Source organism: Burkholderia sp. Ed8 (assembly GCF_040761425.1).
Classification (GTDB): Bacteria; Pseudomonadota; Gammaproteobacteria; order Burkholderiales; family Burkholderiaceae; genus Burkholderia; species Burkholderia seminalis.
In genome coordinates this window covers 417,961-438,986 of record NZ_CP142885.1, presented here as the reverse complement: position 1 = coordinate 438,986, position 21,026 = coordinate 417,961, and the positions used below count along the sequence as shown (strand labels likewise).

General features: G+C 64.6%; 20 protein-coding genes. 9 read left to right on the top strand and 11 right to left on the bottom strand.

Features of this window, described 5'->3' with window-relative positions; all coding sequences use genetic code 11:
- Window positions 1–7: 7 nt before the first annotated feature.
- Window positions 8–892 carry a LysR family transcriptional regulator gene (locus VXM69_RS02000; RefSeq protein ID WP_049036010.1) on the bottom strand — a complete coding sequence of 295 codons (885 nt, stop codon included), beginning with the start codon at window positions 890–892 and terminating at the stop codon, window positions 8–10.
- 122 nt (window positions 893–1,014) lie between these two features.
- Between VXM69_RS02000 and argC the strand changes: the two genes are divergently transcribed.
- A complete protein-coding gene (argC, locus tag VXM69_RS01995; protein WP_367188899.1) occupies window positions 1,015–1,956 on the top strand; it encodes an N-acetyl-gamma-glutamyl-phosphate reductase in 942 nt (313 codons plus the stop codon).
- A 110-nt stretch (window positions 1,957–2,066) separates the two neighbouring features.
- Here argC and VXM69_RS01990 read toward each other — a convergent pair whose 3' ends face one another.
- Window positions 2,067–2,990 carry a LysR substrate-binding domain-containing protein gene (locus tag VXM69_RS01990; protein WP_034187542.1) on the bottom strand — a complete coding sequence of 308 codons (924 nt, stop codon included), beginning with the start codon at window positions 2,988–2,990 and terminating at the stop codon, window positions 2,067–2,069.
- Between the two features lie 117 nt (window positions 2,991–3,107).
- Here VXM69_RS01990 and VXM69_RS01985 point away from each other — a divergent pair, with 117 nt between their 5' ends.
- Entirely contained in the window at window positions 3,108–4,193 is a 1,086-nt protein-coding gene (locus VXM69_RS01985; protein ID WP_034187543.1) for a tartrate dehydrogenase, read from the top strand.
- 389 nt (window positions 4,194–4,582) lie between these two features.
- Here the strand turns inward: VXM69_RS01985 and VXM69_RS01980 are convergent, their stop codons facing one another.
- Together VXM69_RS01980 and VXM69_RS01975 are read right to left on the bottom strand one after the other, a co-directional pair.
- Entirely contained in the window at window positions 4,583–5,062 is a 480-nt protein-coding gene (locus tag VXM69_RS01980) for a nuclear transport factor 2 family protein (protein WP_049036013.1), read from the bottom strand.
- A gap of 63 nt (window positions 5,063–5,125) precedes the next feature.
- Window positions 5,126–5,731, bottom strand: a complete 606-nt coding sequence (locus tag VXM69_RS01975) for a TetR/AcrR family transcriptional regulator (protein ID WP_059559282.1) — start codon at window positions 5,729–5,731, stop codon at window positions 5,126–5,128.
- 267 nt (window positions 5,732–5,998) lie between these two features.
- Between VXM69_RS01975 and VXM69_RS01970 the strand changes: the two genes are divergently transcribed.
- Complete coding sequence (locus VXM69_RS01970; protein ID WP_124608465.1) at window positions 5,999–6,415, top strand: hypothetical protein; 417 nt, start codon at window positions 5,999–6,001, stop codon at window positions 6,413–6,415.
- Window positions 6,416–6,797: 382 nt separating this feature from the next.
- On the opposite strand, the gene tdh is transcribed toward VXM69_RS01970, so the two are convergent.
- Both tdh and VXM69_RS01960 read right to left on the bottom strand, forming a co-directional pair.
- Window positions 6,798–7,826, bottom strand: a complete 1,029-nt coding sequence (gene tdh, locus VXM69_RS01965) for an L-threonine 3-dehydrogenase (RefSeq protein ID WP_034187547.1) — start codon at window positions 7,824–7,826, stop codon at window positions 6,798–6,800.
- 13 nt (window positions 7,827–7,839) lie between these two features.
- Complete coding sequence (locus VXM69_RS01960; protein WP_367188898.1) at window positions 7,840–9,039, bottom strand: glycine C-acetyltransferase; 1,200 nt, start codon at window positions 9,037–9,039, stop codon at window positions 7,840–7,842.
- Window positions 9,040–9,200: 161 nt separating this feature from the next.
- Between VXM69_RS01960 and VXM69_RS01955 the strand changes: the two genes are divergently transcribed.
- The 3 genes from VXM69_RS01955 (at window position 9,201) to VXM69_RS01945 (ending at window position 11,456) form a co-directional block, all read left to right on the top strand.
- Window positions 9,201–9,812: a helix-turn-helix domain-containing protein gene (locus tag VXM69_RS01955; protein WP_034187549.1), complete on the top strand. Its 612-nt coding sequence runs from the start codon at window positions 9,201–9,203 to the stop codon at window positions 9,810–9,812.
- A 139-nt stretch (window positions 9,813–9,951) separates the two neighbouring features.
- The gene (locus tag VXM69_RS01950; RefSeq protein WP_069705638.1) at window positions 9,952–10,335 is read left to right on the top strand and encodes a DUF2471 family protein; all 384 of its coding nucleotides are present in this window, start codon (window positions 9,952–9,954) and stop codon (window positions 10,333–10,335) included.
- 101 nt (window positions 10,336–10,436) lie between these two features.
- Window positions 10,437–11,456 carry a tyrosine-type recombinase/integrase gene (locus tag VXM69_RS01945; protein WP_124670775.1) on the top strand — a complete coding sequence of 340 codons (1,020 nt, stop codon included), beginning with the start codon at window positions 10,437–10,439 and terminating at the stop codon, window positions 11,454–11,456.
- A 137-nt stretch (window positions 11,457–11,593) separates the two neighbouring features.
- Here VXM69_RS01945 and VXM69_RS01940 read toward each other — a convergent pair whose 3' ends face one another.
- Window positions 11,594–12,775, bottom strand: coding sequence for a DNA-binding protein (locus VXM69_RS01940; protein ID WP_049036024.1), 1,182 nt, complete (start codon window positions 12,773–12,775; stop codon window positions 11,594–11,596).
- A gap of 1,821 nt (window positions 12,776–14,596) precedes the next feature.
- Here VXM69_RS01940 and VXM69_RS01935 point away from each other — a divergent pair.
- Window positions 14,597–15,964 (top strand): replication initiation protein, encoded by a 1,368-nt coding sequence (locus VXM69_RS01935; RefSeq protein ID WP_034187552.1) that lies wholly within the window; start codon window positions 14,597–14,599, stop codon window positions 15,962–15,964.
- Window positions 15,965–16,076: 112 nt separating this feature from the next.
- On the opposite strand, the gene VXM69_RS01930 is transcribed toward VXM69_RS01935, so the two are convergent.
- Together VXM69_RS01930 and parA are read right to left on the bottom strand one after the other, a co-directional pair.
- Window positions 16,077–17,138: a ParB/RepB/Spo0J family partition protein gene (locus VXM69_RS01930; protein WP_069705640.1), complete on the bottom strand. Its 1,062-nt coding sequence runs from the start codon at window positions 17,136–17,138 to the stop codon at window positions 16,077–16,079.
- A 23-nt stretch (window positions 17,139–17,161) separates the two neighbouring features.
- Window positions 17,162–17,824, bottom strand: a complete 663-nt coding sequence (parA, locus tag VXM69_RS01925) for a ParA family partition ATPase (protein WP_367188897.1) — start codon at window positions 17,822–17,824, stop codon at window positions 17,162–17,164.
- A 973-nt stretch (window positions 17,825–18,797) separates the two neighbouring features.
- Here parA and arsC point away from each other — a divergent pair.
- On the top strand, window positions 18,798–19,154 hold the full coding sequence (gene arsC / locus VXM69_RS01920) for an arsenate reductase (glutaredoxin) (protein ID WP_034187837.1): 357 nt from the start codon (window positions 18,798–18,800) through the stop codon (window positions 19,152–19,154).
- Between the two features lie 130 nt (window positions 19,155–19,284).
- Here the strand turns inward: arsC and VXM69_RS01915 are convergent, their stop codons facing one another.
- On the bottom strand, window positions 19,285–19,500 hold the full coding sequence (locus tag VXM69_RS01915) for a zf-HC2 domain-containing protein (protein WP_049036026.1): 216 nt from the start codon (window positions 19,498–19,500) through the stop codon (window positions 19,285–19,287).
- Window positions 19,478–20,077: an RNA polymerase factor sigma-70 gene (locus VXM69_RS01910; RefSeq protein ID WP_034187554.1), complete on the bottom strand. Its 600-nt coding sequence runs from the start codon at window positions 20,075–20,077 to the stop codon at window positions 19,478–19,480. Before VXM69_RS01910 ends, VXM69_RS01915 begins: the two co-directional genes overlap by 23 nt.
- A 367-nt stretch (window positions 20,078–20,444) precedes the next feature.
- Between VXM69_RS01910 and VXM69_RS01905 the strand changes: the two genes are divergently transcribed.
- On the top strand, window positions 20,445–20,999 hold the full coding sequence (locus VXM69_RS01905; RefSeq protein WP_367188896.1) for an NADPH-dependent FMN reductase: 555 nt from the start codon (window positions 20,445–20,447) through the stop codon (window positions 20,997–20,999).
- The last annotated feature ends 27 nt before the right edge of the window (window positions 21,000–21,026 follow it).

Genomic DNA, 21,026 nt, shown 5'->3' with positions numbered 1-21,026 from the left:
CGATCCGCTATCGCGCGCCGACCGCCCGCAGCGCATCGAGCACGTGCTGCGTCGCTCGTTCGACGGGGCCGGCCCGATGGGCAATACCCAGTTCGCGCCACAACGCCGGGCGCAGCGGCCGCATGACGATGCGCGCATCCGGCAGCGGCGCCCCGGCCTCGTGCGGCAGCAGCGTCGCCCCATAACCCGCGGCGACCAGGCTCTTGATCGCATCGTTATAGTTGAGCTCGATCCGCGGCTCGGGCCGATGGCCGCCGAGCGCGAACCATTCCGTCGTGAGCCGTGACAGGCGCGTGGTCGCATCGTTGAGAATCAGCGGACGCGCCGCCAGATAGGCCGGCGTCACACGCGCCGGAAGCCGCCAGTCCGCAGGCAGGAAGGCCATCACCGGATCGCGCCGCCATGCGCGGATCGACAGCCCCGCGACCGGCGCCTGCGGCAGCGCCACCAGCCCGACGTCGAGCGTGCCCTGCGCGATGCGCGCCAGCGTGTCCTGCGACGTGAGCACCGCGATCTGGACGTCGATATCCGGATGCTGTTCACGCAGCCGCGCCACCGCCTGCGGCAACAGGTGTGCGATCGCCCCGGTCGATGCGCCGAGGCGTACCCGCCCGGTCAGCCCCTGCACCTGTCGCTGCACGTCGTCCAGCGTGGCCTCGACCTCGGCCAGCAGACGCCGCGCCCGCTCCACCAGCACTTCACCGATCGTCGACGGCCGCACGTTTCCGCGCGTGCGGGACAGCAGCGGCGCGCCGACGCGGCTTTCCAGCTCGGCGATATGAAGACTGACGGTCGGCGGCGCGAGATGAAGCCATTGCGCCGCCGCGACGAAGGATCCCTGGTCGGCAATCGCGACCAGCGTACGCAGGCGATCGAGACTGATCTCGCGCATCAAGCACCTCTCGTTCAGGAAAGCTGAATCGGATAGTCAGTAAATTCAACTTTTCCTATTCTAGGCGTTCGATGGACGATACGGCTTTCCCCCGACGACCGAACGCGAGGAGCACGACCATCATGCGCTTTCCCACTGTCTTCATCGACGGCGACCAGGGTACGACCGGACTGCTGATTCACGAGCGCTTGCGCGACCGCGCCGACGTGCGGCTGCTCACGCTGCCGGCTGCCGAACGCAAGGACCCCGTACGCCGCGCCGACGCGCTCAACGCGTGCGACATCGCGATCCTGTGCCTGCCCGATGCGGCCGCGCGCGAAGCGGTCGGTTTCATCCGGAACCCGGCGGTACGCGTGATCGATGCGAGTTCCGCTCACCGCACGCAGCCCGAATGGGTCTACGGCTTTCCCGAGATGGCCGACGGACATGCGCACCACATCGCGCAAGCGAAGCGCGTCACCAATCCGGGCTGCTATCCGACAGGCGCGATCGGCCTGCTTCGCCCGCTGCAACAGGCCGGCCTGCTGCCGCGCGACTACCCGGTGAGCATTCATGCGGTTTCCGGTTACTCGGGAGGCGGACGGGCGGCCGTCGAAGCATTCGAATCGGGTGATGCCGCCGCACGCGGGCGGCCGCTGCAGGTGTACGGCCTGGCACTCGAGCACAAGCATGCGCCCGAGATCCGGCTGCACGCCGGGCTCGCACACCGCCCGTTCTTCGTGCCGGCCTACGGTGCCTACCGGCAAGGTATCGTGCTCACCATACCGATCGAACTGCGCTTGCTGCCGGCCGGCGTGACCGGTGAGCGATTGCATGCGTGTCTCGCGCACCATTACGCCGGCACGCGTCACGTCGACGTCACGCCGCTTGCCGATGCGCGCGCGATCACGCATCTCGATCCGCAAGCGCTGAACGGCACCAATGACCTGCGGCTCGGCGTATTCGTCAACGAGGATCACGGTCAGGTGCTGCTGTCCGCCGTGTTCGACAATCTCGGCAAAGGGGCATCCGGTGCAGCCGTACAGAATCTCGACCTGATGCTCGGTGCGTCGAGCGCAGCGTGATTCGCTCGCGGGCATCGTCGAAGGCCTGCCCGCCAGGCCGATCGGCGTCGCGTCCAGCGCTGCGCCGGTGCCTGCGCACGCCCCCCGTAAAAGCTCACCTTTCGCCGATTTCAGGCCGTATCGCCACCCGCCGCGGCATTCAGGCCGGCCAGCGTCTCCGCCAGAAAATCCACGCACACGCGCACCTTCGCCGACGCCGCCACACGTTCCGGATACACGGCCCAGATGTTCGCGGGCTGAATCGCGTCCGGCAGCACGCGACACAGTTCACCGCGTTCGATCAGCGGCGCGGCCTCCCAGATCGAGCGCAACACGATCCCGCGCCCGGCAAGCGCCCATTGCACGGCCACCTCGCCGTGGTTCGTCGACAGTGCGCCGCCGACCTTCACCGTGACCGTCTCGCCGCGCACGTTCAGTCGCCATACACCCAACGGATGATCGCGCTCCTTGATCGCCAGACAGTCGTGCGACGCGAGATCCGCGAGCGAGCGCGGCGTGCCGCGTCGTGCGAGATAGTCGGGCGACGCGCACAGCACGCGATGGTTCGCGGCGAGGCGGCGCGCGATCAGGTGATCGGCGATCTCGTCGCCGATGCGCACGTCGAGGTCGTAGCCTTCGCCCGCGACATCGACGAGCCGGTCGAACAGATCGAGCCGCACGTTCAGTTGCGGGTAGCGCGCGCTGAAGTCGAGCAGCGCCGGCGCGACGACATGCCGGCCGAAACCGAAGCTGCTCGAGATGCGCAGCGTGCCGCGCGGCACCGTGCGCGTGGTCGACACGTCCTCGACGAGATGATCGACGTCGTCCAGAATCTTCTCGGCACGCGCGAACACGCGTTCGCCGGCTTCCGTAACCGTCACGCGGCGCGTCGAGCGATGCAGCAGGCGCGTACCGAGCTGCGCCTCCAGCAGCGCGATGCGCTTGCTGACGTACGCGGGCGACACCGCGAGCTGCTCGGCGGCCGCGCTGAAGCTCGTCAGGCGGACGACCAGGCTGAACACGCGCAGGTCGTCGAGATTCGGGGATTTGTTCACGATTCGTGGAAAGTCGATTAACCTTTCACACGATTCTAATCCGAATGGAAATAAATAGAATGACGTGACGGGCCGCCGCCTCCCTCGGCAGCCGGCCGACCAGCCAAGGAGATTTGCATGACCGACAGGACTTACAGAATTGCCGTGATTCCCGGCGACGGCATCGGCCGCGAAGTGATGCCCGAGGGCCTGCGTGCGCTCGCGGCCGTGACCGCGCGCTTCGGCATCCGCTTCGACTTCGTCGAGATCGACTGGGCGAGCTGCGACTACTACGCGCAGCACGGCAAGATGATGCCGGACGACTGGAAGGCGCAGCTGTCGGGCATGGACGCGATCCTGTTCGGCGCGGTCGGCTGGCCCGCAACGGTGCCCGATCACATCTCGCTGTGGGGCTCGCTGCTGAAATTCCGCCGCGAATTCGACCAGTACATCAACCTGCGGCCCGCGCGCCTGTTCGACGGCGTGCCGTCGCCGCTCGCCGGCCGCCGCCCGGGCGACATCGACTTCATGATCGTGCGCGAGAACACCGAGGGCGAATATTCGTCGGTCGGCGGCACGATGTTCGAAGGCACCGATCGCGAAGTCGTGATGCAGCAATCGATCTTCACGCGGCACGGCACCGAACGCGTGCTGAAATTCGCATTCGAGCTCGCGCAGCGGCGCGCGAAGCGCCTCACCGTCGCGACGAAGAGCAACGGCATCGCGATCAGCATGCCATGGTGGGATGCGCGCGCGGCCGACATGGCCGAACGCTATCCGGAGATCGCCGTCGACAAGCAGCACATCGACATCCTGTGCGCGCGCTTCGTGCTGCAGCCGGACCGCTTCGACGTCGTCGTCGCATCGAACCTGTTCGGCGACATCCTGTCGGATCTCGGGCCGGCCTGCACGGGCACGATCGGCATCGCGCCGTCGGCGAACCTGAACCCGGACCGCACGTTCCCGTCGCTGTTCGAACCCGTGCACGGTTCCGCGCCCGACATCACGGGGCAATACATCGCGAACCCGGTCGCGATGATCTGGTCGGCCGCGATGATGCTCGATTTTCTCGGTAACGGCGCGGGCCGCGAACGCGAAGCACACGACGCGATCGTCGCCGCGATCGAGGATGTGCTGCGCACCGGGCCGCGTACGCGCGATCTCGGCGGTGACGCAGGAACGCAGGCCGTGGGTGAGGCGATCGCCGCGCGGATCGCGGGCTGACGGTCATGCCCGGCGCGGGCCGGGCAGCACTTCGTGCATCCGTGCGCGGTGAGCAACACGCGATGCGTTCGCGCACTCGTGCAGCCTCGCCGGACGCGTGCGCAACGAAGTCGATCCGATCGGTGAGTGGCACGTCACGCGCGCGCACACCGATCGGCGATGCCTGACCCGATGAGATCGGTGAGATGCATCACGCGGCGGAACACACCGATGCGCATCGACGTGCCTGCGTCACCCGCGCCATGTCGCGTCGATCTGCGCGAAGTACACAGTCCGACGCGACATTTCACCTCCTCCCGAATAATCTCACCTCAGCGCATCGCCTCCCGAATTTCCTCACCATTGAACCTCGGCGAGGCGTGCGGCGTTCCGCCGAGTCGACACGCATCTCACAGCCCGAGGTCGGACAGCCCCGGATGATCGTCCGGGCGACGGCCGAGCGGCCAGTGATAAAGCCGATCCGCCTCGCGAATCGGCAGATCATTGATGCTCGCATGACGATGCGCCATCAGGCCGTTCTCGTCGAACTCCCAGTTCTCGTTGCCGTACGAGCGGAACCAGTTGCCCGCGTCGTCGCGCCATTCGTACGCAAAACGCACCGCGATGCGATTGCCGTCGAACGCCCACAGCTCCTTGATCAGCCGGTAGTCGAGTTCGCGCGTCCACTTCCGCTGCAACAGCCCGACGATCTCGTCGCGGCCCGTCACGAACTCCGCGCGATTGCGCCATCGGCTTTGCGGCGTATAGGCGAGCGACACGCGTTGCGGGTCGCGCGTATTCCACGCGTCCTCGGCGGCGCGCACCTTCTGGCGTGCCGTTTCGAGCGTGAAGGGCGGAACGGGCGGGCGGACTTCGGGGGAAGCGGACATGGGTTGCTCCTGTTCAGGTTCTGGCCGCGAACGAACGCAGCCGGTTCGAATTCGCTGCGTCGGCTACCGCGACACGGTATCGAGCAGCAGTTCAGCCGTCGCGCGCGCATCGCGCGCGACGTTTGCATCGCCGCTGACGAGCGCCACGCCGATCGCGCCGTCGATCAGCACGAGCCACTGGCGCGCGAGGCGGGCGAGCCCGCGGCGCTCGATGCCGGCTTCGTCGGCGTACGCATCGAAGCACGCGCGCACGAATGCCAGCAGCCGTGCCTTGTGCTCGCGCGCGACGACACGCACGGGATCGTCGGCGTCGGGGATTTCGCCCGACGTATTCAGGAACGCGCAGCCGTGAAAGTCGGGCTGCCCGAACCAGTCGCGCAGCACGTCGAACATGCCGAGCAGCTGCGCGCGCGGCGCCTTGCCGCGTGCCTGCGTGGCATCGACGAACCAGCGCATCCAGCGCTCGTCGCGGCGTTCGAGGGCGGCGACCACCAGCGCCTCTTTCGATTCGAAATGCGAATAAACGCTCTTGCGTGCCGCGCCGGATCGCTTGACGATCGCATCGATGCCCGTTGCGTGGATGCCGCCCGAATAGATCAGCGCTTCGGCCGCGTCGAGCAGCCGGTCGCGAACACCCGGTTCGCCGGAGGAGTCGTGAGATGGGTTCATGCGTTTACGGTAGAACGATCGTTCTCCATCGTCAACCCCCGTGTGAAAAAGCCCTGTCGGCGAAAGGGCTGAAGCGCGGCCTGACGGCGCGCGTTTACGACATTTTTTCTTGAAGGCGATACGGGACGCTCACTACACTTCGGTCACCCTGTCTGGGCACAAGGACATCATGCAGCGACCGGAATCCGCGCGCCCCGCGCGCGCTCATGCGGCTTATGCGAAGCGGCTCGTCGGCCGCGTCGTCGTGCGGCAAGCAGGTGCCGCGTCATGAAACACGACGTGCCGAAACGCGACGGCGGCAACGATCGCGCACCGCTCGACGTCCGCCAGGCGCGCGTGCGTGCTGCGCTGCGACTGCGCGGCGTGATGAAGCTGACGATCGTCACGATCGCGGTTGCGCATGTGCTGACGTTCGCGTTCGACCGCCTGCTGGTCGCGGCCGGTTTCGCGCCGGACGCCGCAACGGTGCTGCTGTTCCGTTTCGTGACGTGCGCGCTCGTCAGCTTCTGGCTGCAGGCGGATGCCCTGCGCGCGTATCGGTACGCGGCGCAGCACGGGTTCGTCACCGTTCCCGGTGCACACGGCGATCCCGTTGACGTTGCGCCGCAATGCCCGAAACGCTGGCTCGTCGTGCTGAATCTTCAGCTCGAACCGCGATGGTTGAAGGGTGAAGGAAGCAGGTAGCGACCCGCGCACCGTCGAACGCCGTGCGCGACGCGTATGAGTGAGTCGCAACGACGTTCGCAGGCTCACGGTTGATGGCGCGATTCGATTCGGCCTCGCAGGCGGCGCATCGCGAACGAGCCCTCGGCGAGCGAAGCAGGGAAGCACGTGGAAAGGGAGGGCAGGCGCCGAACGGCGTAAACGGAAGAAGCGAAGCAGAGGCTGACAGGTGAAGCGAACGGGCAATCGCAAGTCACCGATGTGCGATTCGCGCCCGCAAACACAGCTCCCGAATAGTCTCACCTCAAGCGTTGAATCACGCACGTCGATGCCGACCATGTGCATGTCAACGAAAGCGGGGCAGGCGGCAAACGCGCCGCCCTGCCCCGTCTCGATACTCGACTCAGGCCGTCCAGTCGAGAATCACCTTGCCGCTTTCGCCGGACAGCATCGCGGCGAAGCCTTGCTCGTAATCGTCGGCCGCGAAGCGATGCGTGATGATCGGCGACAGGTCGAGGCCGCTCTGCAGCATCGCGACCATCTTGTACCAGGTCTCGAACATCTCGCGGCCATAGATGCCCTTGATCTCGAGCCCCTTGAAGATCACCTGGTTCCAGTCGATCGCCGTCTGCGCGGGCGGGATGCCGAGCAGCGCGACCTTGCCGCCGTGGTTCATCGCCTCGAGCATGCTCGTGAACGCGCTCGGCACACCCGACATCTCGAGACCGACGTCGAAGCCTTCGGTCATGTGCAGGTCGGCCATCACGTCGCGCAGCGACTCGCGTGCGACGTTGACCGCACGCGTCGCCCCCATCTTGCGGGCGAGTTCCAGCCGGTAGTCGTTGATGTCGGTGATCACGACGTTGCGCGCGCCGACGTGCTTCGCGATCGCGACGGCCATGATGCCGATCGGGCCCGCGCCGGTGATCAGCACGTCTTCGCCGACGAGGTTGAACGACAGCGCCGTATGCGTCGCGTTGCCGAACGGATCGAAGATCGACGCGAGATCGTCGGAGATCTCCGGCGGAATCTTGAACGCGTTGAACGCCGGAATCGCCAGATACTCGGCGAACGCGCCTTCGCGGTTCACGCCGACGCCGACCGTGTTGCGGCACAGATGCCGGCGCCCCGCGCGGCAGTTGCGGCAGAAGCCGCACGTGATGTGGCCTTCGCCGGACACGCGATCGCCGATCGCGAAGCCGCGCACTTCCTGCCCCATCTCGACGATCTCCCCGACGTATTCGTGACCGACGTGCATCGGCACGGGGATCGTCTTCTGCGCCCAGTCGTCCCACTTCCAGATATGGATATCGGTGCCGCAGATCGCCGTGCGGCGGATCTTGATCAGCACGTCGTTGTGGCCGACTTCCGGACGCTTCACGCGCGTGAGCGTGAGACCGGGGCCGCGTTCGAGCTTTGCCAGTGCTTTCATGGTCGCGCCTCCGTCAGATGATGCCGAGCGACTGGCCGACGCGCACGAACGCGGCGACCGTCTGGTCGATCTGCTCGGGCGTATGCGCGGCGCTCATCTGCGTACGGATGCGCGCGCGGCCACGCGGCACGACCGGGAACGAAAAGCCGATCACGTAGACGCCTTCACCGAGCAACTTGTCGGCCATGTTCGTCGCGAGCTGCGCGTCGCCGAGCATCACCGGGATGATCGGATGCGCGCCGGGGACGAGCGTGAAGCCCGCTTCGGTCATCTGCTGGCGGAAACGCACGCCGTTCTCGCGCACGCGCGCGCGCAGCTTCGCGCCTTCGTCGCTGCCGAGCAGTTCCAGCACCCTCAGCGATGCCGCGGCAATGCTCGGTGTGAGCGTGTTCGAGAACAGGTACGGACGCGAGCGCTGGCGCAGCAGTTCGATCACCTCGCGACGCGCGGCGACATAACCGCCCGATGCGCCGCCGAGCGCCTTGCCGAGCGTGCCCGTGATGATGTCGACGCGGCCTTCGACGCCGCAGTGCTCGGGCGTGCCGCGGCCGTGCGCGCCGATGAAGCCGACCGCGTGCGAATCGTCGACCATCACGAGCGCGCCGTAGCGATCGGCGAGATCGCAGATGCCTTTCAGGTCGGCGATGATGCCGTCCATCGAGAACACGCCGTCGGTCGCGATCAGCTTGTGGCGCGCGCCCGCCGCGTCGGCTTCCTTGAGCTTCGCCTCGAGGTCGGCCAGGTCGTTGTTCTTGTAGCGGAAGCGCTTCGCCTTGCAGAGGCGAATGCCGTCGATGATGCTCGCGTGGTTCAGCTCGTCGCTGATGATCGCGTCGTTCTCGTCGAGCAGCGTCTCGAACAGCCCGCCGTTCGCGTCGAAGCAGCTCGAATAGAGGATGCTGTCCTCGGTGCCGAGAAACGCGGCCAGCGCGCGTTCCAGTTGCTTGTGGACGGTTTGCGTGCCGCAAATGAAGCGCACCGATGCCATGCCGAAGCCGTCCTGGTCGAGGCCGGCCTTCGCCGCATCGATCAGGCGCGGATCGTTCGCCAGACCCAGATAGTTGTTCGCGCAGAAATTGAGCACGCCGGCACCGCCGGCGAGCGTCACGGCCGCCGCCTGGGGACTCGCGATCTCGCGCTCGGTCTTGTAAAAACCGTCCGCGCGGATCTGGTCGAGCGTCCCGCGCACCTGGGCGAGAAAGGCATCACGCATCGCAAAGCTCCTGACAGGGATTCGCATTCCGCAGCGCACCGCTCGTGGCGGCGGCGCAACGGCCTGCTACTGTTATAGTCGGTCGTTCGGTTGACCGCATTTATCCGATATTCCGAACTAGAATTCGAAATATCGAACAACTCTAAGCGAACGGAATCCAAATGGCAAGTTCCCCCGGATCGCGGCGCACGCCTGCCGGTGCCGCACCGCAGCCGCCGGCCGCGACACCGCCGCGTGTCGGCGAACAGATCCAGCGGCTGCGCAACGAGCGCAAGCTGACGCTCGACGACCTGTCGCGCGCGGCCGGCGTATCGAAATCGATGCTCTCCGAGATCGAACGCGACAAGGCCAACCCGACGATCGCCGTCGCGTGGCGGCTGACGAATGCGCTCGGCATCACGCTCGACGAATTGTTCTCGCAGCCGAAGGCGCCCGAGACGATCCGTGTGGACGGCCCGCACGACATTCCGACGCTCGCCGGCCACGACGGCCGGTACCAGCTGCGCGTATGGGGCCCGATCGACCTCGCCGGCAAGTTCGAGTGGTACGAACTGACGCTGCCGGGCGGCGGTGCATTGGTATCGAACGCACACGAACCCGGCACGCGCGAGCACCTCACCGTGCTGCAGGGCGCGATGGAAATCGAAGCCGCCGCGGCCAGCCGGCGCCTGAAAGTGGGCGACACCGCACGCTACCCGGCCGACGAGCCGCACGCGATCCGCAACCCCGGCAAGGCCGAAGCGCGGGCACTGCTGATCGTGATCCATCGCTGACGGCACGGATAGCTGGCCAACAGGCCATGCAGGCCAGTTGCGGAAAATACTGTATGTTTGTACAGTATACGGACATTCCGCCATGCACGGGCCGGAGCCGGCGCACCGAGGCGCCCGCCCCGGTCGACAGGAGCCTGCAATGACAGAAGAACAAGATTTGGCCGCGCTCAGCTTCAAGGCTGCCGCGCACGATCTCGAACTGATCGTCCGACATATTGCCGGGCGCTACATCCGCCAGCGCGTGCCGCTCACGTGGCGCCTGCTGCACGCGATCGAAGCCGAGGCGCTCGCCGACCTCGGCTTTGCCAGCCGGCACGAAGCCGGCATGCGTCAACTGTTCGAACGACCGTCGGACATGACGTTTCCCGAAACGGACGACCCCATCGACTTCGGGCGCTCGAATGCGCTGCCCGCCGTCTTTTCGTTCGCGGTCCTCGCGTATGAAGCCGCGGCCGCGGCCGCGTCGCACGACACGGCGCCTCGCGAGCGTGCTCATCGTCCGTCCAAGGCGTGGGGCGACTGATGGCCGAGCCCCGGCCGTTGGGCACGGCGGCCGGTCCAGCCTCCGCTGCCCGAGACGTTGCGGAAAGGGCTACCATATACGCAACTAACGGAATAAATACCATGTCCCTTCCCACCTCGCCCGGCACCGCCACACGCCCGGAAGAACCGGATCTGTTCGACCGCGGTGCATCCGACTGGATCGTCTCGCCCGAAGCCGCGTTCGACGCATGGCTTGCGATGCAGGACTATCGTCGCTCGTCGGCCGACGTCTATCGCGCGCAATGGGGCGCCTTTCTCACGTGGATGCGTGCACATCAAAAGAATCTGGCAACGGTCGACACGGCAACCATCGCCAACTTCGTCGGCGAGCTGCCGATCAGGAAAACGCAGCGCATGCGCTATCTGCGCCTGATCGAGCGTGTGCTCGACCACATCCGGCGCACCGAATACGCATCGACGAACCCGGCCCGCTTCATTGCTCAGGATGGCGAAGCGAACTGGCGCAAGGCACGCGACAACGAGCCGACCGGCTTCCTCACCCCGGCCGAGCGCGCGACGTTGCTCGCCTATCTGTTTTCGCCGATCGGCGTATCGGGTTCCGCGTACTGGAAAGAACGGCGCGACCGGGCGCTCGTCGCCGCGTTTCTCGGCGCCGGCATCAAGACCGGCGAAGCGCGGGCACTTACGATTAGTTGCATCAATACGAGCGGCACGTCGCTGCGGATCGAGGCGGCGCATCCGGATTACGCGCGCGAAACCCATCTGGCGTCGTTTGCGATCGCGCTGCTCGAGGCATGGCTCACCGAACGCAAGCGCCAGGACATCCCCGGAGAACTCGTGTTCCCGGCATCGCACGCCGGGCGGCCGATGCACAAGGCGACGATGCTGCGCGCGATCGACGCGATCGTCGAATCGGCGGGGCTCACGTCATCGCGCACCGCGCGTGCGAGCCCGCAAACGCTGCGCAATACCTATGCGGCCGAACTGTTCGAACACGATGTGCCACCCGAGCGCGTGGGTAAATGGCTGGGCTTCATGCGGCCGGTCTCGTCGAACCGCCTGCATCGCGCGTGGAAAAACTGGCGCGATGGCCTGGCCGCGCACAACGGTGACGCAACCGACAGCGACGAAACTCACTGATCCGGAAACGGCTGCTCACGCGACACGATCCGTGAGCAGCCTTGCGTGACGCAGCCTCACCGTTTCACAGCTCCCGAAAAACCTCACCTCAAGCGTCCCGGATCCTCTCACCTGTGCAAGCGCTGCCGATCTTCGGGTCAGGAACGCGCAAAACGCGCGACGGCTTCGAACCGGGACGGCCATGCGCCCGACGCGTGTTCGCATTCCGGGCACGCCACTTCAAACCCTTCTTCGCTGTGTGACAGCTCGGGCTCCCCGTCGCAATGCGGGCACTCGGCCGGCACCGGAATGTCCTGATCCAGTGCCGTGCCGATCGCGGAAAACGCTTCCGCATCCAGCTGCCCGGCATCCGCCAGGCGCCGGATCAGCGCGGCGATTTCCGGATTCATTCCTCGGCTCGCGCGGAGCGCATTCGCGTCGCGAGTCGCGCGTTCCAGCTCATCGCCCTGGGTGCGCAGCTGTTCTTCGAGCCGGTCCGCGCGGGCCTTGGCCGAACTCAGTTGCTGCAGAAAATCGAATTCCTTGCGCTGAACGTCGCGTAACCCGCTCTGATAGCTCGACGCCATGCTGCGCAACGAGTCCAGCTCGACCAGCATCGGCTTGACGCGGCGTTCGGCTTCGGCCACGGCGTCCTTGATTTGCTGCGCGTAGTGCTCGGTGCGCTGCTGCAATTCGGCCTGCAATGCATCGATACGGTCGCGCAACGCAGCGTTTTGCGCCTGCTCGGTGTCGATGCGGGCCGCCGCCGCGGCCAGTTCCTTTTCCAGTCGGGCGATTGTGGTGAGCAACGTGGCTTCGCTTGCCGAACCGTGCGTCGATTGCGACACGAGTTGAACTTCGAGTTCGGTCACGCGGGCCTGCAGTTGCTCGTTCCGGGTTTCGCCGCGGGCGAGCGCCTCTTCCAGCGTCTGCTGGCGGATGGTTGCGTCGCGCAACCGCCGTTCGGCGTCGGCCATGCCGGCGCGAACCTGTTCACGATCGCCATCGAGGCTGTCGCGCGCGGCTTTCAGCGCTTCTTCATAGAGTGCGCCGAGCAATGCACCGGCTTTTTCCTCGACGGCCTTCGGGATCGCCGCACCGTCGAGCCGAATCTTGGACGCGGAACGGATGCGCTCCCAGAAATGATCGATGTCTTTCGGAATGTCGCTGGCGCTGCCGGTCTGGGTGAGATCGCGGACATTGGCGGCCGATGGCCGGATGCCGAGATCGAAGAACAACCGCTTGCATGCATGCAGCGACAATTCCTGACGACGTGCACCGCTGGCACGCAGCGATTCCAGTTCGTCGCGAATGACTTGGCGCATTTCATCCAGGGTCATGACCAGGCTCACAAACGTTGAAGTGTGGCAATCATAACGAAATACGTATTTCCTGATACCAATTTTGTGCAGGCGTGGTGAATTTACGTCGTAATGCACAGAAAGCGGGTCTGTGAGCCTATCCGGACGAATGTGGTTCGGGATTCCGTGAAACAAAGCGAAGAAAAGCAGCCAAGTCTTTGTTGTACAAGCATTTTCCAGCGGACCCCGAATTTGGGCATTTGTTTCACATCCGACGGATCCGTTTGCCGGCGGGTGTTCAGGGGTTGGGGTGTCTGTGGAAAACTCGTCAGCCGATGTCTTGAGAGTATTAGAAGTAAACACCCTTGAACCCTTAGTTAAAAACGTTAACGCCACGGCACAGCCTTATGTAGCAAGGCTTTCCAGCCGACAAGGTGAAGTTTTACGGGAGCCAAGGTGATCGTCTGCGGGAGCTGACGTGATGGGGTTCAGGGAGCAGCGTGAGCCGTTGCAGGAAAGGACGTGAGCGGATTCGGGATCACAGTGAAACACGAGATTTCCCAAAGGTGAGCGTTTTCGGGGCCGCACAGCCACAGAACCCGCGCGCTGCCTGACTGCACAGTTTTCTGCCTGTGCAGACACAGGTGAGAATTTGCGGGACCTTCTTTGCGCCCCGATTCTGCCCATCTTTTAGGCAGTTTGGGCGAAAGGTGAGGTTTCACGGGACTCCGCGAGATTTTGCTGTGAGGATTTCCGGGAACCGAGCGCCATTTTGCACAGCAAAAGTGCGTTCAGGGGCCCGTGATGCCCTAAAGGTGAGGTTTTTCGGGAGGGAAATCCGGGTTTTCCTGCCCTGATCCCGCTGAGGTGAGCTTTTTCGGGGCATGGATCACAGGCTGTGCGCTCGCTCACAGGTGAGACTTTTCGGGAATGGAATTTGCCCGAAAAATGGGCAAAGGTGAGGCTTTTCGGGACCCTTGAGGGGCCGAATTCGCCGAAAAGCCCGCCAGGACTGGAAGAAATCTCGTTTTTGCTGTGCCACTTTTTGGCACAGGTGAGATTTTTCGGGGGCGGACCCAGGGTCGTCGTATGAAGGATTCCCGCCGAAAGGTGAGGTTTTTCGGGGGACATCTACCGCGCACAGCCAAATGCCTTCTGTGCATAAGTATCGGAACGCATTGAGGTTTTTGATACCGCGGTGGTTACGGTGAGGTTTTTCGGGAGCCATTCCCGTGCCTGTCGACGCACAGCCTTTTTTCGGCAAGGTGAGCGTTTTCGGGAGGCGGTACCGGTCAATCCCGCGTGAGTCGGGCCTTCGTCGGCATCCAGGTAAAAGAACAAGCTGTGCTCAAGGTGAGTATTTTCGGGACCTGATCCGATTGGGCCGCTGTACAATGCGCGCCCGGACCTGCAAATCAGGCCCGATCGGGCCGCACGAGCCGGTTTCGACGGCGCCGTGTCGAACGCCGGACCCGATTCCGATCTTCCCGCGAGCCGCGCCTGTACATGCATACAGGCCGCCGCGAGGCGATCCGGAACGCAGGGTGCAAGGCAATCGCAACCCTGTGCCGAACCCCCGGCCGTGAAGTCGCAAAATTACGACAAATCGAAAGGTGAGCTGATACGGGAGCGAATTCCGCACGTGTCGAGCACAGGTGAAATTCTGTGAATCCGCGCATCCCGCGGCACGTCTGGAAGAGTCCGGAACGCCGCAATGACGGACCGGTGAGGGTTTTCGGGAGTCACTGGGGTGAGTGCTGTTTTGCACGCGTGCTTCACCGGCTATGGTGAGCATGTCGTTCTGGACGCACATCACCGCAGGCGCTATCCTTCCGGGAAACTTCACCTCCGACCCGACGTATGGCCACGACGAAGCGCGCCAAGAAAACCGATGTGGATGTGGTGAGTGCCAGTTCCGCCGAATTGCGCAAGGCCGTCGAGGCGATTGCCATTCAGCCGAAAAGCGGCAAGATCACGCTCCTCACTCGCAAGCTGTTCAATGTCCTGCTGGCCGTCGCGCAGCAGGCCGACGACTCGGGCGATACCTACCGCGCGCTGCTGTCGGACATCGTTGCCAACTCCGCTTTCGATTCGAACGACACCGCACTGGTGAAGGAACACCTGCGTCGCATGGTGTCGGTGCAGGTCGAATGGAGCACGGGGACGTCGAGCCAGAAGCCTGGCCGCAAGTGGGGGATCTCGACGCTGATCGCCGACGCCGAAATTCTCGAGGATCCGACGACCCGCCGCGTGTGGGTCGAATTCTCGTTCGCGCCGAAGATCAAGAAGAAACTGCTCGACCCGGTCCAGTACGCGCGCCTGAGCCTGCAGTTCCAGAGCCAGCTGCGCAGCAGCGCGGGTCTCGCACTGTACGAGATCTGCGTGCGCTACCTGACGAACCCGAGCCACCTGACGATGCGCGAGCCGTGGGAATGGTGGCGGCCGATCCTGTCGGGTACGCCCGATACGGAAGCCGGCGACGAGGCGAAGCGCGAGTACAAGTACTTCAAGCGCGACTACCTGCGCCCCGCGATCGCGGAAGTCAACGCGGTCACCAACATCTTCGTCGAGCTGATCGAGCACCGCGAAGGACGCCGGGTGGCCGAGATCCAGTTCCGCGTGACCGAGCGCAAGCAGCCGATGCTCGCGCTCGACGAACACCCGAACGTGTTCGACAGCACGCTGGTCGACCGGATGGTGAAGCTCGGAATCCCGCTGAAGGAAGCGCAGACGCTCTATGCGGACAGCGAGGAGAATCGGATTCGCGCCGCACTGCAGATGACCGAACAGCGGATGCGCAGCACGACGCTGCCGCCGGTGCGCAGCGCGCCGGCGTTGTTCAAGGATGCGCTGAAGAAGGGTTATGCGCCGCCGGTCGAGTCGGTCGATGCGCTGCCGGCCGGCACGCCGTCCGCGAAGGTCGCGGCGGCCCAGCCTGACGACCTGAAGGCGCGCCTGCTGAGCGAGTTCTCGGCGTTCCGCCGCAAGGAAGCGAAGGTGTTGTACGAAGAGCAGGGCGACGCGGAACGCGAAGTGGCGCGCGAATCGTTCGAAGCGGAGGCGCTGCCGACGATGGGCTCGCATCTGCGCGACGACTGGCGCAAGCGCGGCCTCGATTCCAAGCTGGCCGAGACGGCCTTTTTCGACTGGCTGGCCCAGAAGACCTGGGGCGAGCCGACGGACGGCGACCTGCTGTCGTTCACGCTGAACCAGTCGCGGGCCGCCTGAGGCCCGCTCAGGCCCGCTCAGGCCCGCTCAGGCCCGCTGACGGGCCGCCGCCGGCCCCGCCCCTCGATCGGGCGGGCCCGGCGTCCTCACCAGGCCCTGCCGGCCGTTTCCATCACTCCGACAACAGCATCCGTTCGAGCTGCTCGAGAATCGCGTCGCGCTTGTCCTTCGGGAGGCCGCGCAGGCGCAACTCGATGCGATCCTCGCCATACGACTTCAGGTCGCCAACCGACTTGCCGCCGAGCTTGATCTCTAGACGCTGCGCATAGCGCTGGCGGCCCGCGGCCTTCGGCGTTTCCTGCGCCGCGACGCGGCCCTTGACGATGTCCGACACTTGGCGCGTGCTGAGATCGTCCGACACGATCTTGTTGATCAGCCGCAGCGTCGCCTCGGTCCCGCGCGCATTGTGATAGCGGCCGACCTGATACGCCATGTTCGAACCGAAGCGGTCGGGACGCGCGACCATTTCCTGCATGATCGCTTCCGGCAGCTTGCCGATCGACAGCGCAACGGCCACCGTCGACTCGTCGAGCCCGAGGTGCTCGGAGAGCTCCTTCTGGCTCTGGAAATGCTTGTCGTCGAGGAAGCGGCGCCACACGACGGCGTTGTCGAACACCGTCTGCGAATCGCGCTGGACGTTGAGGTCGTAGCCGAGCTTGTAGCTCTGGATGCCGATCGGCACGTCGATCACGATCGCCTTGACCGACTCCTTGTTCGCTTCCTTCAGCGCCCGCACGCGGCGACCGCCGTCGCTGACGAAATACGTGCCCGGATTGTCGTAATCCGGAATCACGTGGATCGCCTGCTGTTGCCCCTGCTTCGCGAGGTTGACCGCGAGTTCGGCAATCGACGCCTTCAGATAGAAGTGCCGCGGGTTGAACGGGCTGTGCTTGATCGCCTTCAGCGACAGCTCGATCACCTGGCCCGGTGCGTAACGATTCTCGAGGCGCCACGCACGATATTGCGGCGACTCGTCGATCGACGGATCGATCGTGAATTCCGGAGCAGGCGGCGAAGCGATGTCTTTCTTTGCGGATTTGGTCGGCGTCGGCGTGGGCGTCTCGGATTTGACGATGCCGTCGATCGCATTGAGCCGATCAAGCGCGGTGCGCTTCTCGCTCGTCGTGATATCCGGGCGCGCTTGGAATCCTTTGGCAAATTGGGAAGGTTTCATGTGACTCCTTTATGCGCATAAAGTCAGGGCAGCATGGCGACGATTTCGTCGGCACATGCGCGAATTTCGGCGGCGGCCAGCTTGCCGCCGCGATCGTTCATCTGCAGCACGGTCTGACCGAGCGCCATCGCCTGCTTGTACGCTTCCCGGGTCGGGATCTGCGTTTTCAGCAACGGGAAGCCGAGTTCCTCGAGCGCGCGCTTGAGCTCGCGGGTCAGCATGCGCTTCTCTTCGGTCTTGTTCAGCAGGAAGACCGCGCGGAGGTCTTCGTTCATGACCTGCGCCTGCTGGATCAGCTTGACCAGCCCGACGCTCGACCAGTAGTCGGCCGGCGACGACGAAGTCGGGATCACGGCAATCGATGCGGCGAGCAGGACGACACCGGACACCTTCTCGGTGATCGACGGTGGGCAGTCCACGACGATGATGTCGTAGTCGTTGATGAACTTCTTGATCTCGCGATGGATCTGGCCGTCGGCTTCGGCGAGGTTGACGACCGGAAACGGGATGCCGTCGTCGCTGTCGCCGGATGCGCTCGACCAGTGAACCAGCGTGTTTTGACGGTCTGCGTCGATGACGAGGACGCGTTTCCCTTTTTCATGGAACGCGGCGCCGAGGTGCATGGCAATCGTGCTTTTGCCGACGCCACCTTTTTGTTGAGTGACTGCAATGATTTCCGCGGCCAATTTTCACTCCTGTTTTGGTCGTTGGAATTCTACAGGACGATATTTGAATTTCAATGAAATTGTCGTTCGACAACTACGCATTAGCCATTCGGGCTATCGGTTTATGCGCATAAACGGGACGGAGGAGATCGATGGCTCGATCGGATCGTGTGGCGGAGGCCTGGCGATGTCGATGGACTACTCGATGGATGTGTCGCGGCGATCGATGTCGGCGAGATGAGTGGGCGCGCTCTACGATGTCCCGAAGCACTGCCCTTTCGATGGATGGGGGGACGCTTGCCAGAGAGTCGGGGAGTTTGTGCGCATAAACTCGGCGGGGATCGAGCGGATCAACATCGAGGCCAAATGGGCTGTCGTTCGCGAGCGAGGGTCGTGAGCGGCGTACCCTGACCAAGCATGTGGCTTTAATGGTGCGTGTGGTTTGAGCGCGTGGGCATCGATGCGACGGCCTGTTCAGGCGCGACGCGTTTATGCGCATAAACCGGTGACGCTCGATGGCGATGAACGACGGGCCACGCGCGGTCTCCGCCTGAATCCGATGCGCGATGATGCCGTGGCCAAGCCGCATATCGATTCGGCGGTCCATCGAGGCCGTGGAGTATCGACATGCAACCACGCCGTGAATCGCGACGCACCTCCTCCGGCGACCGGAATTTATGCGCATAAACCAAGCGGCTCACGCCATTCCCCGCCCCCTCTCTCAATGCAAAGGGAACCACGATGCATTGGCTCGCAGATTCCGCGCCTCATCCCGCGATCGCACGCTGCCCGACTTTATGCGCATAAACACATCCATTCTTGGACTCAAGTTTCTCCGGATAGCACACCCCTCTCGCGGCTCGCATCGACGAGGTGCCACCTGTCCGATCGCCGCGGCGATACACAAGCCCACTCGCGATCGCCCCCTGACCACCTTCGGGGCCCCCGGCACAGACTGGCTACAATACCGGGCTCTACCATCCAGGCCTGAATGATGATCACGATCTACCACAACCCCCGATGCTCGAAGTCGCGCGAGACGCTTGCGTTGGTCGAGTCGCTGCATGCCGCCGGCACGCCGCTGAACGTCGTCGAGTACCTGAAGACGCCGCCGACGGTCGAGGAACTGGAAACGCTGCATCGGCAGCTCGGCCGCCCCGTTCGCGACATGCTGCGCGATGGCGAGGAGCCGTACAAGGCGCTGAATCTGGCTCGCGCGGATCTCACCGACGCCGAAGCCTATGCCGCGATTGCCGCGCACCCGATTCTGCTGCAGCGGCCCATCGTCGTGTACCGCGGCAAGGCGGCCATCGGCCGGCCGCCCGAATCGGTGAAGGCGCTGTTCGAATAATTATTGCCCGGCGTATTTTTCTTATTGCATCAGCCCGACGTTCGCACCGGCATCCGACGCCGACGCGATCGCCGGGCCATCGGCCGTCCGCGACGCGACGGACGACGGCGGCAACACGACGAACCGGATCCTAGCGTTCACCGGACGGCGCACCGTCATCGTCCGGCGCCCGCCCCGCCGCCGCTTTCGCGGCCGTCCGCAACAGCGAAATCTGTCCGCGATAGGCCCTGCATCCGCTGCAGGTCGGCAGATGCACGCGCACCTGCAGTCGCTCGTGCAGTGTCAGATGCCGATCGAGCGCATCCGACAGCAGTCGCGTGATGTCAGTACATTTCCCCGGCAGCATCTTCGGTCGTCATCCCTTTTTCGCTCAGGCAGGTTCGCAGGCGCGTGCGCGCCCGATACAGCAGCACGCTGCAATGATTCGTCGTCAGCGTCAATTCGCTGCAGATGTCCGTGATCTCGACGTCGAGGAACTCCCGCATCATGAACACGCGCCCGATCTGTTCCGGAAGGTGGTCGAGACAGGCCTGGAACAGCGTCCAGAACTGCTGCTGCTGCAACAGCGTCTCGGGCTTCGGCCACGGTCGCGGCTTCGCATGCGCGGCCCAGTGCCCGTTTTCCTTGAACAGTTCGCGGTCGAGCACCGATTCGCCGTCGAGTTCGGCGTCGAGCGCGGACAGATTGACCGTCCGCTGCCGCGCGCGCAGCACGTCGATCAGCTTGTTGCGCAGGATACCGAACACCCACGTCTTGTGAGCCGACAGCCCGGCGAAATCGCCCGCGTGCGACCACGCGGCGGTCAGTGCCTCCTGCACGGCGTCTTCGGCCGCGTCGGCATCGCGGAGCTGGAGTCGCGCGAAGCGCAGCAGGTCGCGCCGCAGTTGTGCGAGATAAACGGGATCGTCGTAGGCGGACGGCATGTCTGGGTTGCAGTGTGTCGAAACGGTCGCGCCTGCGCGACAGAGCGCGCGCATCGCGGTGCGAGCAGCTTACTGGGCGCGCCGCTTGCCCGCAACGCATGTTCCGTCACGATTTCACGAAACCGGCCTGCCGGCTGCGCTATGCTTGCCGAACCCCGGCTCGCGCGTCGACGGCGTCGCGCGGCGGGCAATCTGTAACGTCGGAACATAACGGTCGAGTTATCCACAATTTCTGTGGAAAACCTTGTGGAAAGTCGGCCGGACGGCCCCGTGGGACGGCTCGCGGGCTGGCTTGCCTATAAACAGACCTTTGTCGCCCATTCGGAAGCAATCGATCCGATTCCTCACTCACCGGAAGGAGAATGCTATGTCCTATCGTGTTGCGGTCGTCGTCGGCAGCCTGCGCCGTACTTCGACGAACCGTGCGCTCGCGCACGCCGTGATCTCGCTCGTCCCCGCCGATTTTTCGTTCGAGTTCGTCGAGATCGGCGAACTGCCGCTGTACAGCCAGGACTACGACGCGGATTTCCCGGACGTCGCCAAGCGCTTCAAGCAGTCGATCGAAGCCGCCGACGCGCTGCTGTTCGTCACGCCCGAATACAACCGGTCGATTCCCGGCGTGCTGAAGAATGCGCTCGACTGGGGCTCGCGCCCGTGGGGTTCCAACTCGTGGTCGGGCAAGCCGGGTGCGGTGCTCGGCACGTCGCCGGGCGCCGCGGGCACCGCGCTCGCGCAGCAGCACCTGCGCAACGTGCTCGCGTACCTCGACGTGAAGACGCTCGGTCAGCCCGAGATGTTCATCAAGCACGATCCCGCTCGTATCGACGATCAAGGCCAGATCGTCAGCGAGGACACCCGCAAGTTCCTGCAGGGCTTCGTCGATCGCTACGCGGGCTGGGTGCGCCTGCTCAAATCGGCCTGAGCGTCACGCCCGCCCCGCCGCCGGCGC

Bases quoted from the DNA above. Each gene is read 5' to 3' on its own strand.
- VXM69_RS02000 (WP_049036010.1), bottom strand. From the start codon at position 892: ATGCGCGAGATCAGTCTCGATCGCCTGCGTACGCTGGTCGCGATTGCC.
- argC (WP_367188899.1), top strand. From the start codon at position 1,015: ATGCGCTTTCCCACTGTCTTCATCGACGGCGACCAGGGTACGACCGGA.
- VXM69_RS01985 (WP_034187543.1), top strand. From the start codon at position 3,108: ATGACCGACAGGACTTACAGAATTGCCGTGATTCCCGGCGACGGCATC.
- VXM69_RS01980 (WP_049036013.1), bottom strand. From the start codon at position 5,062: ATGTCCGCTTCCCCCGAAGTCCGCCCGCCCGTTCCGCCCTTCACGCTC.
- VXM69_RS01975 (WP_059559282.1), bottom strand. From the start codon at position 5,731: ATGAACCCATCTCACGACTCCTCCGGCGAACCGGGTGTTCGCGACCGG.
- VXM69_RS01970 (WP_124608465.1), top strand. From the start codon at position 5,999: ATGAAACACGACGTGCCGAAACGCGACGGCGGCAACGATCGCGCACCG.
- tdh (WP_034187547.1), bottom strand. From the start codon at position 7,826: ATGAAAGCACTGGCAAAGCTCGAACGCGGCCCCGGTCTCACGCTCACG.
- VXM69_RS01960 (WP_367188898.1), bottom strand. From the start codon at position 9,039: ATGCGTGATGCCTTTCTCGCCCAGGTGCGCGGGACGCTCGACCAGATC.
- VXM69_RS01955 (WP_034187549.1), top strand. From the start codon at position 9,201: ATGGCAAGTTCCCCCGGATCGCGGCGCACGCCTGCCGGTGCCGCACCG.
- VXM69_RS01950 (WP_069705638.1), top strand. From the start codon at position 9,952: ATGACAGAAGAACAAGATTTGGCCGCGCTCAGCTTCAAGGCTGCCGCG.
- VXM69_RS01945 (WP_124670775.1), top strand. From the start codon at position 10,437: ATGTCCCTTCCCACCTCGCCCGGCACCGCCACACGCCCGGAAGAACCG.
- VXM69_RS01940 (WP_049036024.1), bottom strand. From the start codon at position 12,775: ATGACCCTGGATGAAATGCGCCAAGTCATTCGCGACGAACTGGAATCG.
- VXM69_RS01935 (WP_034187552.1), top strand. From the start codon at position 14,597: ATGGCCACGACGAAGCGCGCCAAGAAAACCGATGTGGATGTGGTGAGT.
- VXM69_RS01930 (WP_069705640.1), bottom strand. From the start codon at position 17,138: ATGAAACCTTCCCAATTTGCCAAAGGATTCCAAGCGCGCCCGGATATC.
- arsC (WP_034187837.1), top strand. From the start codon at position 18,798: ATGATCACGATCTACCACAACCCCCGATGCTCGAAGTCGCGCGAGACG.
- VXM69_RS01915 (WP_049036026.1), bottom strand. From the start codon at position 19,500: ATGCTGCCGGGGAAATGTACTGACATCACGCGACTGCTGTCGGATGCG.
- VXM69_RS01910 (WP_034187554.1), bottom strand. From the start codon at position 20,077: ATGCCGTCCGCCTACGACGATCCCGTTTATCTCGCACAACTGCGGCGC.
- VXM69_RS01905 (WP_367188896.1), top strand. From the start codon at position 20,445: ATGTCCTATCGTGTTGCGGTCGTCGTCGGCAGCCTGCGCCGTACTTCG.